The sequence below is a fragment of the Paenibacillus dokdonensis genome (assembly GCF_004916975.1).
Classification (GTDB): domain Bacteria; phylum Bacillota; class Bacilli; order Paenibacillales; family Paenibacillaceae; genus Paenibacillus_AQ; species Paenibacillus_AQ dokdonensis.
On the sequence record NZ_STGQ01000002.1, the window covers coordinates 393,092 to 408,665 of the forward strand.

Below are 15,574 nucleotides of genomic sequence, written 5' to 3' on the forward strand. Positions count from 1 at the left end.
GAATTCCTCCTCTGCCGGTTCGTAGGAAAAGATTAAATATATTCTCCAATCAGATCGGTCTCGGTATTACGTTCGAGCGCAGCGATGACCTGATCAATATGTTCATATTTGCCGAACTGCTCCTTCTGAAAGACCAGCGCGCCTGCACGTATTACGATCTTCAGCTCATGACCTCTTTTGTCCAGAAAATTCACTGCCATCATCGCATTTTTGATCCGGCTGGTAAGCATCTGCAGGTTCTCCTGCCCCAGCATGGGGCACAGGACGATGAAGCGGCCCTTGCTGATTGAAAATTTATAGTCTTCATAGCGGATCTGCCTTTGAATTGTGGCAGACAGCTCAAGCAGCAGGCGGGAGTACAGCTGTGATCCCAGCGACTCTTGCACCAGCGGCAGAAAGTCGATTTTGAACATTGCCACGGAAAAACCGTACCGCTCGGAATAGCGTCTGGCCAGGTTGGACTGCTTCTGCATGGTATCTGCCAGCGCTTCCTTGTTGCCAAGAGCCGTGTCGATATCCACCTGCGGACTGGTCCCTCTCATTTCAATCATCCGTTCCATCCAGCGCTTGCTGCCGATCAGTCCGGATTTAATGAAGGCAGCGATCAGCATATTTGCCGGAATCAGCAGCATCCATGAGAATGTCAGCATGTTTATGGGAGCGTATGTTGTCAGCCAAACAAAATAGCTCACCAGAAATACAAACACCAGGACCACAGAAATCCCTAAAGGAATGATGAAACCGATCAGCAGCGCCGCAAGGGTCGCCATGCTAAACATGAGCTCCAGCGTCGTATAGGATTGATTAAGGTACATTTTCCAATAAATCAGCAGCTCCTGCACCATGATCAGAGCGATCAAAAGGATGTATCCAAGTTCAAGGCGACGCGTCGTTGTATTTTTGGTCATCCGAATTCCTCCACTCCCCCCGCTTTCATTCACTGCGGACACCGTTGTCCAGCCAAAAACAGATTATCGACTAAAAAAGGCCTTCTACACTTACTTATCCATTAACGCAAAAGCTCAAGAAATAACCAATTTATTTCATTTTTGCGAATGTTTTATCCACAGTTCTGCAGCCAGGAGCGGAAGCAGGTTATCAAATATATGCGTGTTCCCGTCAAAAACATAGCCTCCCGGATACTCTGTATCCCCGTCCCTGAGTGAAATCATATGCTTGAACAGCTCTCCTGCCCAGACCTTGTCTTTAGCCTCAAGCGCCAGTTGTACAGCCAATCCATAAACGGAAGGGGATTCGTACTCGACACTGCTTGCCCGTGTAACCCTGTCATAACGACCGTAGAGCTTATGGCTGTGGCTCCATTCTTTTCTCAAAAAGGATATCAGCGGTTCCGGCTCCCTCCCGATTTCCGCAGCATGGATTCCCACCAGCAGTTGATCGATCAAATTAACCGAATCGTCATACGTGTATTGCCCGTGATGGACATTGAAGCTTTTCGGATAAAAAGCGCCGTCATCCGGCATGTTCTCCAGAAGCTGAATATGTTTACCGTAGAAAGCATGATCAATAAGCTGCGCCTTCTGCATCTGCTGCAGGGCATCGCTGTCAATATAAGCGAGGCTCAGCTCCTGCGCAGATTCACCTCGGTCAAAGTCATGAAAATCCGTCATGTATCCATTTACCAATGCAGAAGAAAGCAAGGTCCCCGTCAGTGTCCCTGCCTTCTCACGATCACTTGATGTGCCCCAGAGCTGTTCAGCCTTCAGCAGCGCACCGATCACTCGGAGATCATCACCCAGCGCATTCGTATGGATATTGGAGCTGCCGTCCGGCTCCAGCTTCCATGCCAAATATTGCTGCGGAGTCAGGAAATAATGCTCCAGCACCCCAGCGCTTTGATGAAATAAGGTCTTGTCCTTCTTCAGCACAGCATATTGCATCCAGAAGCCAAGCGATTCCGATAGCGACTCACGACCCGCCGCAATCTCCGGGTTGGTTGAGTCCCCTTCCTGCAGGTATGTCGCAAGCGTGCCATTCGGATTCGTCATATATTTTTGGATGAAGGCCTCTGTCTGGGCTGGCGATTCCTGGGGCTGCCCCTCTTTCCAGTAGAGCCATATACCCGCCGCAGCCATCAGTATCAGCCCGGTAATGGTCAGTTGCTTTCGGTGCTTGTGCATATATGAATTCCGCCTTTCCTTTGCAGTTCCATGATATATTCAGATAATATAGAATAAACCAGCAGAGGGAACATGAACGATTCTTTAGCGTAGAACTAGGTAAGATCGGACTTGAATTTACAGAAGATATGATGCTGGTTTGTCAGCGTTACGAAGTTGTCGATGTGAAAAAAACATAAAACCGCTTGGGATATCCCAAGCGGTTTTATGTTTCTATTGTAATACCGATTCCGATGTTACAGCTTCGAATTGCTGCTTGGCTTGCCATCAGAGCCGTAACGGACCTGGTTGTATCGATGGATAACCTGACCCACATCCTGTGCAGGGAGATGAGTATAATCGCCTTTGGCGTTTAATGCAGCGCCATTCTCGGATGGCGTAAGGCTTGGACGGAACTTATAGCCCCGCTTAACGGCGCTTCGAATCAAGCTTTCGTAAGCACGGCGCGGATCACCATCCTTCACCGCAGCTGCCCCTTCTTTGCGCCGCCTCCACAATCTGCCGGGACGCTTATTCACACGGTCGATTTTCTCCACCTCATCCACGTAATCGCCCTGATCGGTCGGGGCGCTCCGCACCTCACGCAGAAGCCGGAGCCGCTGTGCCATCCGTGCGATCCATTCGCGAAATCTTTGCGGGAGCCAGCGGCGCACCAGCCGATACAAGAGAAGCAGCAGGGCTACAGCCACGGCAACGATCAGCAGGATCAAGAAGATCTGGCCCATAATGTGCAGCCACTTCGGCGATTGGGAAGGCGGAGGAAGATCCAGCGGTCCTTGCTGCCCCATCTGCGGCTGCTCCGGGGTCACCTGCTGCTCTCCTTGGTCCAGGCCATTAAATATCCCGCTCAACCAATGCCTGAAATAGGCAAAGCCCTCATTCAGTCCGTTCCACAGGCTTAGCAGTGCGATGACCGCGATCGTCAGCCAGGTCATCCAGCGGTTTCTGGACAGAATTCGGCGGAGCAGCATCCGGTCGGTTTGCTGCGCGTTGGAAGCTTCGCGTACACGGTCCCCGTTCCACCGCAGCAGGACCGCAAACAACGTAAACAGACTAAGAAGATAGAGCGAGGTGCGGTACGGCTCGATCGCAGGCACTCTGGAAGATACGCCATACACAATCAAGGACGCAGCCAGCCCCCCCAGCGGCAAATTCAGCTGGACTAATCTCCACAGCTGCTTGCGGCCGACAATAAGCCCGCGAATGTCCGCTAGCAGAAGGAGCAGTACCGCCAGTATTGCAGCACGAAGCCCGAGCGCTGCCAGCGGCAGCAAGGCAGCAGCTATTAGCAGAGCCGTCGCCAATACTGCCTTCCTGCCTCCAGCCTGTCTGATTCCAATCATCGTACCCAAGGCATGCAGCAGCCACATGACCGGCAGCAGCCACCAAGGCGAAGCCTGCATGGCATAGACCATATACAGCAGTAAATAGGGAAAGACGGCAGCCGTTTCCAGCAATGAATTCCCCAGCACCGCCAGGCTGCGGCGCAGTCGTATGCCCTTATCGGCTATCATCATGCCCCCGCCCCCTTCATGCCTTCGCTCAGATCAGCAATCGATACGCGGTGCCCTTTCAGCTCAATCAGCCGAACGGCATCCCGGATCGCTGCGGATACATATGGGGTCACCAGAAAATAATCCATTGTTTCATGCGTTTTTGGCTCCGCTTCAATCCGCAGCAGCTCATAAAAAGGCCTCTGAATCTTGAGCTCTACGGCAGCCATGGCCTCCAGCAAATCCTCAAGATGCGGAAGTCCGTAATCCGGCGCAAGATACGCCATCCTGGCATCCGTGTCCGGCGACAATGAGGCATTGCTCGCAAATCCAGCCGCCATCCCCTGACGAATGAGCGCAGCGGCGCAGGTTGCCGCATAGGATAGCGCCTCTTCAATGATTTCCGGCTTGGTGACAACATTCCACATCTGCTCCGAGACCTCAATATTAAGGAAGATCATGGCCTTCGGGTCTGCAGAATAGCCATGCTGATGCACTTGCAGTTCTCCGCTTCTGGCACTGGCCTTCCAGTGAATACGGTTCATAGCATCTCCAGGCGCATAACCTCTTACGCCTGTAAACAGAAACGGATCCTCGACAATCCAGCGGCGCACAGCCAGTTCACCCTGCCAGGTTTTCCAGGAGGAAGGAAGCTCCTCATCCCTGAGCAGGGATGGATAGACCACCAGCCGTTTGTTGAGTGTCACTTTCAAGGAAGGCGTGTACATGGCGAACAAATCGCTTCCGGTCATAGTTGCCGTATCCATGCGGAATATGCCGCGGCCCCGGCACTGGATCTGATGCGTCCGGGTGATCCGCGTCCGTGCGGGAAGCGAGAAGAAGCTCGTATGATTCTGGTAAATCTGGCCCTCACTGATCCAGGTCTCCTTGCTCCGCTTGAAGCCTAGGGATGCCGGAAGCATCGCCTCCAGCCGCAGCCAGGGGATAGGCACACGCCGCTTGTTCTCGATTACCTCCACCATTTCTATCCGGTCGCCTGCATAGCAGGTCCGGGCACTGAAATGGCGGTCATAATCCAGCTTGCCAAGCGCGCTTCTGCCTAAAATAAGTCCCTGCAGCACCATGACAAGTCCGCAGGCAAGAAATAGCCACAGCACTGCCATTTATTTCACGCCACTTTCAAGTTCCTTTTCACTCGGAACCGGGATGCTGTCCATGATTCCCGTCAAAATGCGCTCCGCATGGCCATTTCCTGCCTCATGGCGCTTCCGGAGCACCAGCCGGTGCGTCCACACCGGTAGAAGCAGCTGCTTGATATCATCTGGCAGCACATAGCTTCTTCCATGCAGTGCCGCATACGCTTGGACAGCGCGGAGCAGTGCCTGCGTGCCGCGCGGGCTGATTCCAAGCATCGTTTCGTCATGATTCCGGGTGGCCTCGGCCAATGCAACGATATAGCCCATCAGATCATCCGTAATCTGCACCTGTCCGCATAGTTTCTGCGCTTCCAGCACCTCTTCGGCGGTTGCCGTCTGTCCTGCTTCCTCGGCCCGCAAACTGCCTGCGGCCGCAGTCCGTTTCAGAATCTCTACCCCTTCAGATGCTGAAGGATACCCCAGCTTCATCCGGATCAGAAACCGGTCCATCTGCGCTTCAGGCAGCGGGAATGTCCCTTGATTGTCCACCGGATTCTGCGTGGCCATGACCATAAACGGGCTTGCAAGCGGCATCGTCTTCCCCTCAATGCTGATCTGCCGCTCTTCCATACATTCGAGGAGACTCGACTGTGTGCGTGGTGTGGCACGGTTAATCTCATCGGCCAATACAATACGCGCAAACAGCGGTCCCGGGCGGAAATGAAACTCCCCGTCTTTCTGATTAAAAAAATGGATGCCGGTCAGATCCGATGGCAGCAAATCCGGGGTGAACTGAATTCGCTGAAAGCTCAAACTGAGCGATGCCGCCAAGCTTTTAGCAAGCAAGGTCTTGCCTGTTCCCGGAACATCCTCCAGCAGCACATGCCCGGAGGCGAGAAGCGCCGTCAGGAGCAGATCCACCTCATGCTCCTTGCCTACAATTACGTTTGCAATGTTTTGCTTTAACTTCTGCGCCAGCTGTTGAACGCTCTCCATACCTCTTCCCCGCCTTCCCCTTGCCACCATTTCGATGTGCTCATGATGCCGTTAAAACGCTTGCAAAAAATGGAGCAAGTCTCCTGTTTTTTGAAAATCCGTGTAGACATTTTATTTGAATGATTATGTATTCGAATCAATTTCATAATACCTTAAGCCGCTTCAATCAAGGCTATATATAGATCCAAACGGTTTTATTGGTCTATGTATAGTTTCAATTTGATCGTTTTAGTGAGATATGAAATTGATTCATTCCTATTTCCTTACCTATCTCATTTTAGCAAATTTTTCTTGGTAAATGGAAATGAGATGAATAATCCACTGCCATTGACGACGAAGCCCTGCCATCGGTAATATGGGCGTAAGAGGTGATTTGACTTGAAAACCATGCTTATACTCGGCGGTATCATGCTGTTCCTCGCGGTGGCGCTTGGTGCCTTTGGCGCTCATGCCCTCAAGGAGCGGCTGAACGAAAGCCAATTAAAAACATACCAGACCGGCATTCAATATCATTTGGCCCATGGACTCGGCCTGGTGCTGATCGGACTCTATGCAGGCATGACAGACCATGCATCACTCGTGATTCTGGCGGGCTGGTTCATTGCGGCAGGCATCCTGCTCTTCTCCGGCAGCCTGTATGCACTGAGTCTAACCGGCATACGGAAGCTGGGTGCCATTACGCCGCTTGGCGGTGTAGCCTTTTTGGCAGGCTGGGTTATGTTTATCATTGCAGCAGCACAAGGGTAACCATGAGGGGCTGGAAATTAAAAAGAGCGCATTCCCTGCTATAGGGAAATGCGCTTTTTTATTTCTTTATTGATTTACGGCACGGCTTGTCTTCGCATTCCGTCCGCGTTCACTCTGAATTTGCTTGCTGCGCAGCTGTCCGCAAGCCGCGTCAATGTCCGTACCATGCTCCAGACGTACACTACAGCTGATATTTTGCTTTTTCAGCGTATCGTAGAATGTGGTAATCGTTTCCTGGGAGCTCCGCTGATACTGGCTATGCTCGTCAACCGGATTATAAGGAATCAAATTCACGTTGGCCAGGTTTCTCCGGCTGCCTACCAGCTCCGCAAGTTCCAGCGCATGCTCGGGCTGGTCATTGACATCCTTCAGCAGAATATATTCCAGCGTGATCCGGCGATTGCTCTTCTCCAGATAATAATCGATGGCCTCCATCAGTGGCTCGATGGGATATGCCCGGTTAATCTTCATAATCCGCGTGCGGATTTCATTATTCGGCGCATGCAGGGAAATCGCCAGATTGGTGCCCAGGTCGCTGTCAGCGAACTCACGGATTTTCGGCGCAAGACCACTGGTGGATACGGTGATATGCCGCGGTCCAATCGCCAGCCCCTTATGATCCCGGATAACCCGGATGAAGCTGGACATATGCTCGAAATTATCGAACGGTTCGCCGATACCCATGACGACAATATGGCTGACACGCTCGTCTTTTTTCATCTGGTCCAAATGCAGCTGCACCTTCATGACCTGCTCCACGATCTCCCCGCTGGTCAGATCCCGGCTTTTGCTCAGCAGTCCGCTTGCGCAGAAGCTGCATCCGATATTACATCCCACCTGAGTCGTCACACATACGGAAAGACCAAACTTATGGCGCATCAGTACCGTTTCGATCAGGTTTCCGTCCTGAAGACGGAACAAGAACTTGATCGTGCCGTCTGCAGACTCCTGCTTGGTGTGCTCCTCCAGCGTCTGAATAGCAAAATGCTCGTCCAGCAAAGCCTGGCACTCCGGCTTCACATCCGGCATTGCGGAGAATTCGGTTACGCGTTTGCGGTACAGCCCATCCCATACCTGCAGCGCCCTTGATTTTTTATGCCCGTGCTCAGCCAGCCATGCGGCCAACTGGTCGAGAGTTAATCCATAAATGGATGGTTTGTTCATTGCTGCTTTCCTCTTTTCAAAAACCTAAAATTCAGTCCCTCTCTACTTTACCAGAAAAGGACCGGCAATCTGTCTTTATTCTCCCAAAATTTTATTGTTAAAACAAGGGGAGACAGGCAGGATTTGAGGCGGGGACAGATGCTGCAGGCATGTTGTAGCTGGAACCTGCAGTTCCGAGAACAGCAGGAATCATACGTTCACGCATGACGACACTCTCTTTGGCTATTCGTCTGGAAAGAGGCTGGATATTTTTTTGCGGCGCGGAATTATGTATTCGGTTCATACTTTTGTGGTCACTTTAGGCGGATATCTATATTTTTCGAAAGCATATTTGACATACTATTTATATCCTAAGGCAATGGACAGAGGGCAGGAAAGTGCTGCTATCACAGGGAATATCGCACTCCTATTTAACATATCAAAAATGACATATTTACGTTAAGACATCGTGTCTCTACACTTTTTGTAAACGCTAACATTTATCCGGGCTCAGCAGCTGAACATCCTAAGGCTTTCTACAACAGAGCTCCAGCATAGCGTAGAATTTAGGCTTTAGCTCATATCAAAGGGGGGAAAGTCTCATTCACGCTAAAGTCGGCTCACAACGATAACAGGAGGAATCATCTGATGAGAAAATACTTAAAACCGTGGGCAATGATCCTATGCCTGTCCTTGTTCGCCTCACTCTTGGCGGCATGCGGCTCCAGTTCCAAAGATGCCAGCGACGGCGGACAAGCGTCCAAAACGGCGGAAAACGTACATAAAGAAGGCTTCCCGATCGTTGACAAGCCGATTACACTGTCCGTGTTTGCGCCTGATGTAGGCAGTGCGAAATGGGATACCATGCAGGTATTCAAAGATATGGAGAAGCTGTCGAACATCAAGCTGACCTTCCAGACAGTTCCCGTAGACAGCTTCGAAACGAAGAAGAATCTGATCTTTGCGAGCGGCGATCTGCCGGATATTTTCTATGCAGCCAGCCTGACCCCAGCCGAACAGGTCACCTACGGCAGCCAGGGCACGCTCATTCCGCTGGAAAAGCTGATTGACGAGTATGCGCCTAATATCAAGAAACTGTTAGATGAGAATCCGGAGGTCAGAAAGTCCATCACGACTCCAGACGGACATATTTATGCCCTGCCTTATGTTGATAAGGGCGCGGTATGGTATAAGAGCCCGCTTTACTATAACGGAAGCTTCCTCAAAAAGCTGGGCGTAACCAAGCTTCCGGGTACGCCGGATGAGCTGTATGACTACCTGAAACGGGTGAAAACCGAGGATCCGAACGGCAATGGCAAAGCGGATGAAATCCCGCTGACATCGACCAAGCTGAAGGATATTCGCGTGCAGATGCTCGGATTCTGGGGCATTTATGATGAGGTGTATTATGCCGACAAGCAGGGCAAGGTGCATTATACGCCGCAGGAGGAAGGGTACAAAGAGTATCTTACCTTCCTGAACCGGCTGTGGACGGATAACTTGCTCGATCATGAAACCTTCTCCCAAACTGATGAGCAGAAAAAGGCCAAGGGGAAAAACAATCAGGTAGCCCTGTTTAACGACTGGCTTCCGTATTTCATGCTGGGCGGGGAACCGAATACCGCCAACCCTGTCATGGCGCCGCTGAAAACAGGCTTCCCGGATTCACCGGTTGCCGCAAAGTCTTCCGGCATTTCCAAGAACGGCACCTTCGCGATTTCCGGCACGAATCCGGCACCGGAAGCAACGATGCGCTGGGTTGATTACCAGTATGACTACGAGGGATCCACTTTGTTCAACCAAGGGCCGGAAAACCTGCTGTGGAAGTATAAGGACAAAGAAAGTCATGTGAAAGAATGGCTGCCTGTTCCGGACGGGGGCGACCGTGAGAACTATCGCGGAAAGATTACCCCGAACTATGGAATCACGACGCCTGGCGTCAGCCTGCCGGAAGTGTCGAAGGGCTTGAGAAGCGATATTGACGAATGGGTCGAAAAGGAGAACCAGGAGAAAATCATTCCTTATGCCAAGGTGCCATATCCGAATGTGTTCCTGACCGAAGCGGAACAATCCGAGGTTACATCGCTGCTCTCCGATCTGAACAATTATGTTGAACAGATGGAAGCGAAATTTGTTACGGGCCAGGAACCGCTGTCAGGCTGGGATAAATACAAAGCCCAGGTGAAGAAAATGGGCAGCGACCGGATCGTCGAGATCTATCAGGCGGCATATGACCGCTGGGATCAACAAGGGAGCAAATAATCTAGACCCTAATTCATGAATGTGTCAAAAGATGAATCGAGGGCAAGTCTCTTGTAAGACAGCTACATGTACTTCTTCCCGATCCATGGGCTGACAAGGATTACAAAGAAACCGTTCCTTTAGAAATAGTAGTGGACCTACATTTCTAAGAACGGTTTCTTTCATTTTTGTATATGGATAATCAGAACCAGGCATCGTGAATGAAGACATACCGGAGAAGCGGATAGCATTGGCTCTCCGCTGGTGTTTCTTTCTCAGGTCGTCCGTTACAGCGATAACTCCGCCAGAACGCTCTCTATACGCTCCTTCTGGCGCAGATGATGACGGTAATGCATTTCAACCAGCATAAACCATTCGGCTGCATTCAAAGCGCCAAAGCCCGGATGGATAAGCTTGTTCTGTTTAGGAGCGCCATCCACCACCTGTTCGGCTTTCTTCATCTCGGCTAAAACGCTAAGCAGCCCTTCCCGGATCTGCTCCTTACTGTCAGGTTGTCTTGGTGTATATGCCGGGGATGGCGGAACGTGAACCCTTATCGGCGGGAATTCATTGTTCAAGAATGCGGCCTCCCCTCTCTCGGATTTCTCTCCTTCCGTTAGCACATCCTCAGCTGACGAGGCGCAGGCACGGACATTCCGTAAATGCAAATACAAGGAAGCGTTAATCAAGTGCATATACATTTGTCCGAGCGACCATTCATCCTCGCCCGGCTTTCGAGTTAAATCCTCCATGCTGAAGCGCTCCAGCTCTTTCAAGTAATGCTGTGTTACGCCTTCAAGCCTTTGTATCGTTTCTTGTGTATTCATCTCCGAATCACTCCTTGAACTTGATCTTGAGATAAATATACAAAAACGCTACTGACAGCGTTATGTCAGTAGCGTTTCAGAAGCTTTTCGGCTTCTTCAATGACCCGTGTGCGCAAGGACTCCGGCTCTTGAACTCTTATGCCAGATCCCCAGCTGAGCACCCAGGACAGGATCTCCTCGATTTGCCTGACACGAAGCTTGATCCGTAGTCCTGCGGAATGCTCTTCCAAAGCATCGATATAGTAGTTATCCGACTCTCTAACCCGGTCCGCGATGCTGATATCGGCAAGAAGGATGATCTCAAGTCCTCGGTCATCCGGGGGCTTATAGTCCTCAAGCTGAAAGTCGGGAGGAAGCTCATACTTCACTTCAAGCTGCTCCAGCTCCGCCATTCGGGATAAGCGAAAATGGCGTATATCCTGCCGAAGCTCGCAGGCTGCAACCAGCATCCATGCCCCCTGTACATGAACAAGTCCATAAGGTGCCGCTACGCGGGTACTTTCCTTTTTCCCATCCGGCCCCGACCGAGTTTTAACATATCGGAAGCCTACCTTTCGCCGCTCAAGCAAGGCTCGCCGCAAAATCTCCAAGTTCATCCGCTCGTTCCGGCTGCTGCCTGATTCTCGGGCCGACAGCAGCCGCATGGTCCCTCGCACCTTCTCGGCTTCAATCCGTACCCGCTCCGGGAGTACAGCCTCGATTTTCGTCCGTGCTGACTCCGCATGGATTCCGTAGTTCGGCTCCAATTTCTTTTGCACAAATTCCGCTCCCAGCAGCAGTGTCACTGCCTCGCTGGCCGTAAAGCTGACCGGGGGCAGAAAGTACCCCTCCATCAGGGAATAGCCTTGGCCGGGGGCACCCACGATCGGGACATTGGCTTCACTTAGCGCCTGCATATCCCGGTATATGGTGCGAACGCTGGTTTCAAACTGGGCGGCCAGCTCCTCTGCCCGTACTATTTTTCTGCCCTGCAGTTGAAGCACAATGGCTAATAAGCGGTCCATGCGGTTCATCTGATCGTCACTCCTCTAGCTGTATACACCTTATAAGCTCTCTAAGTCTGTCCTGCACCTGTTCCCAGTGCTCCTTCATTGTCTCCCTGGCATGCATATCTTCCAGCTTCTCTTGATGGATGCTAATTGTTGCCTTTCCCTGTTTTTTTCACCATGCGATTGCATTAGAAACTCAGCCTCCTGATCAGGGCGTTAGCGCCCTGACAAATAAATCCACGCTGTTCTCCTTAAATTCCTGCATCGTAATGCTCGTTATGGACTCCGCTTGATGCAGGTGGGTCATGAAAGCCCCATAGTTCATCCACATAAAGGTCATAGCCTGTGCTTCCGCATTCGTGGCGATCATTTTACCCTGTTCCTGCATAGCTGTAAAATAATCCATCAGCATTTCCTTGAGCTGCCGCGGATGCTTTTGGGCTTTATGCATCACATCCGATAATTCGGCATCCTTCAGCACAATTAGAATCATCTTACGGTTCTGGTTCATGATCTCATGATAACGATCCGCGAGAAGATACAAATCAGCCCGTAAATCCCAAACCAGCTTCTCCTGAAAAACCTGAATCATATCCTCGGTATAATGGAACCGGTCCACCGCTGCTTCAAGCAGGTATCGTTTTGTCCCAAAGTGGCGGAAAAGCGTCATCTCACTTAAGCCGGCAGCAGCGGCAATTTCCTTGGTCGACACGCCGTTGTAACCCTTTTTTGCCATTAAATCAATTGCTGCCAGCAGCAGCCTGTCTTTATTATTCTGCCTTTGGTTCATCTATGTTCCATCCTTTGTTTCCATCCCAGTTGTTAGTGCACACTAACAGCGTGATATTAGCATGTTACTCAAAATTTGTCAATATATGGATTTGGGAAAAATATGATAGACTTAGCTTCCTGAATGCTCTTGAACGACGCCCCACATATTCCCGTTTGGATCTACAAATTTAAGAACCCAGCCGAAGTCCTCATTTTTGTAATGCGTAATCACGGCGCCGCTCTTTGCCAGGGAATCATGCATGGCGTGCACATCATCCGTGGCATACAAAAGCACCGGCATCGTTGCTCCATCTACTGTGAAATTCGCAGAGGTATCATCCGCGGTCTGCCACAGCATCAAAAGCGGTCCAGTTGGCAGCTCTAGAAATGCGCATTTTCCATAATTCTCTCTCAGCGCAAATCCTAAATTTTGATTGTACCAGGCAATGGATTCCTCCATGTCTTTGACCGGAATTTGCATATGAAAAAGGGATTTAAGCCTTGAGGTCACCTCCTTCTCAAACTTCTGCTCCTCCAGCCGGTTGTCTTCCAAAAAGTCATGGACCATATCATACAACTCCTCTTTTAATTTTTGCCGCGCTCTCCGCAAACGGCTCTCTACCGCACTCACCTTCAGATCCAGCATCTGAGCGATCTCCCTGGCGCTATAGCCTCCGATGTGATGCATTACGGTTACAATGCGGTATTTTTCATCCAGCTCATGCAGAGCCTCACGTACCGCCGTTCTTGTGGAACGAACCTGGTAATCCTCCTCGAGGGACTGTAGTGACGGGAGTCCCCTTGCACACTCAAGAGGCTGAACCGGGTTCGGCTCTTCCCGCAGCTTATCCAGGCATACACGCCGTGCAATGGCGATAACTCTTCCTGATCTCCCCGACGCGCCTTTTCCACCCTTAAACGGTCCGCCTCGCCATCCACTGTATCAGCTCCTCTGCTATATAGACGTAAATGGCATACAATTCCGGTCACCCACCTTGTGGATTTCTATTGATATGTATTTTGTGAAATACCGCCCAACTCCTTTTATTGATGTGAAAACCATTTAGCATCAATCTGAAAATTTCCCTTTTATTTCTTTTCCGATTGCATTCTAACCAGATGGGTAATAGTAGGCTACGGGGGTGGATCGAACTTATTTCGGTGTCTCCACGGCTGGACTTCCAGCATTTCCAATAACAAAAAAATGAAAATTTTCGTTTGATCCACACCGGTTGAGGTTATATAAATAACGTTGCAGTAACATAGATTATTGCAAAAATGCAAAATAAAGGGAGAGATTAATCATGGCAGACAAAATGTCCAGAGAAGAAGCAGGTCGTAAAGGCGGAGAAGCAACAGCACGTAATCATGACAAAGAATTCTATCAGGAAATCGGCGAAAAAGGCGGAGAAGCCACTTCCAAAAACCATGACAAGGATTTTTACCGCGAGAACGGTAAAAAAGGCGGAGAAGCCCGAGGTAACAATAATTAAGTATGGGACCATACCTTCATAAACTAGAATAAAAAGCACGATTTCAATATGTATTGAAATCGTGCTTTTTTCTGTGGAGATATGAAAATTCAGATTAAAAACATGGCCACAATCGTTGTAACCGAGAGTCCGATCAGCACTGGTTTCAGATTGCGACGCGCCAGCTCGAACGGACTGACCCCGCAGATGGCAGCCGCCGGAATGAGAGCCCATGGAATGAGCGTGCCTCCGCCGACCCAGATCGCAGCAATTTGTCCGAGCGCCGTTAATGTCGCCGCCCCCGTATGTGTCGCAGCCGCAAACAACTGAGCAATAGAACCTGCGAGCGAAATGCCGGAGAAACCGGAGCCGTCCAGACCTGTAATGGCACCTGTGATGGTCGAAGTCACTGCCCCGACCGCGCCGTTCAGCGGTACACTGCCCGCCAGTGCCACCCCCAGGTCGTTCACAATTCCATGCGATGCCTCGGGTAATACTTTGCCGAACAGATCTGTAAACGCCGCATCGCCAAGATAGAAGAAGGCTGCGATCGGAATCACCGGACCAAAAATTTTAAAACCGAACACAAAGCCATCGATCAGATATGTCGTTATTTTCTCCAGACCCTGATTTTTGTGGGCGAGTAAAGAAATGACAATCAAGATGAGCACCGCTGTACCGCCAACAAGTGCGGTTGCATCTCCGCCCTGGAGCTTCAGCACGAACATGGCCACCACATCCGCAAGAAAAAGCAGCAGTATGGCAAGCGCCAGCCCTTTTTTCACTTTGGACGGCAATATGACATTCTGTTCATTTTCCTCTCCATTAGCAGCGAGGACGTTCCCTGTGCTTTTGACCGTAACCAGGCCGTCTCTCCAGGTACCGTTCTTCATATCTTTGCGCATCATCCAGAAAGCGGTTACAGTTGTAACGAGTCCCATCACGATAACCAGCGGTACGCTCGCTTCCATAACGCTTGTGACCGGAAGCCCTGCCGCATCAGCCGTCAGCTTGGGAGCCCCCTGGATAATATAGTCACCGGATAGCGCGATACCGTGGCCAAACAGATTCATTGCCATCGCAGCCCCCAACGCGGGCAACCCGACCCGAATGGCAACCGGAAGCAGCACGGCTCCGATCAATGCGACAGCCGGCGAAGGCCAGAAAAACCAGGATGTGACCATCATGATAATGCCGATACCCCAGAAGGCCTGTGCCGGTGTACGCAGAAAGCGCGTGAGCGGCGCGACCATGGCCTCATTGATGCCTGTGCGAATAAGTACGCGGCTCATCGCTACGATGATGGAAATAATCATGATCGTGCCCATCAGCTCTTTTGTGGCATAAATAAAAGAGTTAAAGACACCCGATATCGATCCGCTGACCGCACCCGTTGCCAGAATACCCAGCGCTAAAATCCCTGCTACGCAGATCATTGTCGTATCCCGCCGCTTGATCAGCAGTGCCATGATAAACACAATGAACGCCAGATACACGTAATGAATTGCCGTTAAATGAATGACCATCTCTTGCTCACATCCTTCCCCAGCTGCAAAGTGGTGCTATATGCTATGCAGGGGCCTGGGCATGGGTTCATGACTAGAGGTGCTTCGAAGTTTTCTTTAAGAGCGACTTGATCTTTACGAAAAAAAGCCAC

The 15,574-nt window shown here is 50.8% G+C and carries 14 protein-coding genes and 2 pseudogenes; 4 read left to right on the plus strand and 12 right to left on the minus strand.

Features of this window, described 5'->3' with window-relative positions; translation table 11 throughout:
- Positions 1 to 32: 32 nt before the first annotated feature.
- Both E6W40_RS19805 and E6W40_RS19810 read right to left on the minus strand, forming a co-directional pair.
- Entirely contained in the window at positions 33 to 908 is an 876-nt protein-coding gene (locus E6W40_RS19805) for a diguanylate cyclase domain-containing protein (RefSeq protein ID WP_136607349.1), read from the minus strand.
- Positions 909 to 1,043: 135 nt separating this feature from the next.
- A complete protein-coding gene (locus E6W40_RS19810) occupies positions 1,044 to 2,141 on the minus strand; it encodes a glycosyl hydrolase (RefSeq protein ID WP_136607350.1) in 1,098 nt (365 codons plus the stop codon).
- 71 nt (positions 2,142 to 2,212) lie between these two features.
- Here E6W40_RS19810 and E6W40_RS30125 point away from each other — a divergent pair.
- Positions 2,213 to 2,320 (plus strand): annotated as a pseudogene (locus E6W40_RS30125) (ASCH domain-containing protein); the annotation flags it as partial.
- A gap of 57 nt (positions 2,321 to 2,377) precedes the next feature.
- Here the strand turns inward: E6W40_RS30125 and E6W40_RS19815 are convergent.
- Genes E6W40_RS19815 through E6W40_RS19825 form a run of 3 tightly spaced genes read right to left on the minus strand, consistent with a single transcriptional unit; the run spans position 2,378 to position 5,727 of the window.
- The gene (locus E6W40_RS19815; protein ID WP_136607351.1) at positions 2,378 to 3,658 is read right to left on the minus strand and encodes a hypothetical protein; all 1,281 of its coding nucleotides are present in this window, start codon (positions 3,656 to 3,658) and stop codon (positions 2,378 to 2,380) included.
- Positions 3,655 to 4,758: a DUF58 domain-containing protein gene (locus tag E6W40_RS19820; RefSeq protein ID WP_136607352.1), complete on the minus strand. Its 1,104-nt coding sequence runs from the start codon at positions 4,756 to 4,758 to the stop codon at positions 3,655 to 3,657. The genes E6W40_RS19815 and E6W40_RS19820 overlap by 4 nt, the downstream gene beginning before the upstream one ends.
- Positions 4,759 to 5,727: an AAA family ATPase gene (locus tag E6W40_RS19825; protein ID WP_136607353.1), complete on the minus strand. Its 969-nt coding sequence runs from the start codon at positions 5,725 to 5,727 to the stop codon at positions 4,759 to 4,761.
- Positions 5,728 to 6,105: 378 nt separating this feature from the next.
- Here E6W40_RS19825 and E6W40_RS19830 point away from each other — a divergent pair, with 378 nt between their 5' ends.
- Entirely contained in the window at positions 6,106 to 6,474 is a 369-nt protein-coding gene (locus E6W40_RS19830) for a DUF423 domain-containing protein (protein ID WP_136607354.1), read from the plus strand.
- A gap of 66 nt (positions 6,475 to 6,540) precedes the next feature.
- Here the strand turns inward: E6W40_RS19830 and rlmN are convergent, their stop codons facing one another.
- Both rlmN and E6W40_RS19840 read right to left on the minus strand, forming a co-directional pair.
- Complete coding sequence (rlmN, locus tag E6W40_RS19835) at positions 6,541 to 7,638, minus strand: dual-specificity RNA methyltransferase RlmN (protein ID WP_136607355.1); 1,098 nt, start codon at positions 7,636 to 7,638, stop codon at positions 6,541 to 6,543.
- A gap of 97 nt (positions 7,639 to 7,735) precedes the next feature.
- Entirely contained in the window at positions 7,736 to 7,921 is a 186-nt protein-coding gene (locus E6W40_RS19840; RefSeq protein WP_136607356.1) for a hypothetical protein, read from the minus strand.
- A 344-nt stretch (positions 7,922 to 8,265) separates the two neighbouring features.
- Here E6W40_RS19840 and E6W40_RS19845 point away from each other — a divergent pair, with 344 nt between their 5' ends.
- On the plus strand, positions 8,266 to 9,879 hold the full coding sequence (locus E6W40_RS19845; RefSeq protein WP_136607357.1) for a type 2 periplasmic-binding domain-containing protein: 1,614 nt from the start codon (positions 8,266 to 8,268) through the stop codon (positions 9,877 to 9,879).
- Positions 9,880 to 10,145: 266 nt separating this feature from the next.
- Here the strand turns inward: E6W40_RS19845 and E6W40_RS19850 are convergent, their stop codons facing one another.
- From E6W40_RS19850 to E6W40_RS30130, 4 genes are all read right to left on the minus strand, one after another.
- Positions 10,146 to 10,685, minus strand: coding sequence for a DinB family protein (locus E6W40_RS19850; protein ID WP_136607358.1), 540 nt, complete (start codon positions 10,683 to 10,685; stop codon positions 10,146 to 10,148).
- A gap of 65 nt (positions 10,686 to 10,750) precedes the next feature.
- Positions 10,751 to 11,698: a helix-turn-helix transcriptional regulator gene (locus tag E6W40_RS19855; protein ID WP_136607359.1), complete on the minus strand. Its 948-nt coding sequence runs from the start codon at positions 11,696 to 11,698 to the stop codon at positions 10,751 to 10,753.
- A gap of 184 nt (positions 11,699 to 11,882) precedes the next feature.
- The gene (locus tag E6W40_RS19860; protein ID WP_136607360.1) at positions 11,883 to 12,464 is read right to left on the minus strand and encodes a TetR/AcrR family transcriptional regulator; all 582 of its coding nucleotides are present in this window, start codon (positions 12,462 to 12,464) and stop codon (positions 11,883 to 11,885) included.
- A 111-nt stretch (positions 12,465 to 12,575) separates the two neighbouring features.
- Entirely contained in the window at positions 12,576 to 13,322 is a 747-nt protein-coding gene (locus E6W40_RS30130) for a sigma-70 family RNA polymerase sigma factor (protein ID WP_342774734.1), read from the minus strand.
- A 427-nt stretch (positions 13,323 to 13,749) separates the two neighbouring features.
- Between E6W40_RS30130 and E6W40_RS19870 the strand changes: the two are divergent.
- Positions 13,750 to 13,935, plus strand: a pseudogene (locus E6W40_RS19870) (KGG domain-containing protein); the annotation flags it as partial.
- Between the two features lie 92 nt (positions 13,936 to 14,027).
- Here the strand turns inward: E6W40_RS19870 and E6W40_RS19875 are convergent.
- Positions 14,028 to 15,443, minus strand: coding sequence for a hypothetical protein (locus E6W40_RS19875; RefSeq protein ID WP_136607363.1), 1,416 nt, complete (start codon positions 15,441 to 15,443; stop codon positions 14,028 to 14,030).
- Between the last annotated feature and the right edge of the window lie 131 nt (positions 15,444 to 15,574).

What these genes read in the sequence shown, in the direction of transcription:
- E6W40_RS19850 (WP_136607358.1), bottom strand. Translation starts at nt 10,685, where the DNA reads ATGAATACACAAGAAACGATACAAAGGCTTGAAGGCGTAACACAGCAT.
- E6W40_RS19810 (WP_136607350.1), bottom strand. Translation starts at nt 2,141, where the DNA reads ATGCACAAGCACCGAAAGCAACTGACCATTACCGGGCTGATACTGATG.
- E6W40_RS19875 (WP_136607363.1), bottom strand. Translation starts at nt 15,443, where the DNA reads ATGGTCATTCATTTAACGGCAATTCATTACGTGTATCTGGCGTTCATT.
- E6W40_RS19845 (WP_136607357.1), top strand. Translation starts at nt 8,266, where the DNA reads ATGAGAAAATACTTAAAACCGTGGGCAATGATCCTATGCCTGTCCTTG.
- E6W40_RS19805 (WP_136607349.1), bottom strand. Translation starts at nt 908, where the DNA reads ATGACCAAAAATACAACGACGCGTCGCCTTGAACTTGGATACATCCTT.
- E6W40_RS19860 (WP_136607360.1), bottom strand. Translation starts at nt 12,464, where the DNA reads ATGAACCAAAGGCAGAATAATAAAGACAGGCTGCTGCTGGCAGCAATT.
- E6W40_RS19820 (WP_136607352.1), bottom strand. Translation starts at nt 4,758, where the DNA reads ATGGCAGTGCTGTGGCTATTTCTTGCCTGCGGACTTGTCATGGTGCTG.
- E6W40_RS19840 (WP_136607356.1), bottom strand. Translation starts at nt 7,921, where the DNA reads ATGAACCGAATACATAATTCCGCGCCGCAAAAAAATATCCAGCCTCTT.
- E6W40_RS19825 (WP_136607353.1), bottom strand. Translation starts at nt 5,727, where the DNA reads ATGGAGAGCGTTCAACAGCTGGCGCAGAAGTTAAAGCAAAACATTGCA.
- E6W40_RS19855 (WP_136607359.1), bottom strand. Translation starts at nt 11,698, where the DNA reads ATGAACCGCATGGACCGCTTATTAGCCATTGTGCTTCAACTGCAGGGC.
- rlmN (WP_136607355.1), bottom strand. Translation starts at nt 7,638, where the DNA reads ATGAACAAACCATCCATTTATGGATTAACTCTCGACCAGTTGGCCGCA.
- E6W40_RS19815 (WP_136607351.1), bottom strand. Translation starts at nt 3,658, where the DNA reads ATGATGATAGCCGATAAGGGCATACGACTGCGCCGCAGCCTGGCGGTG.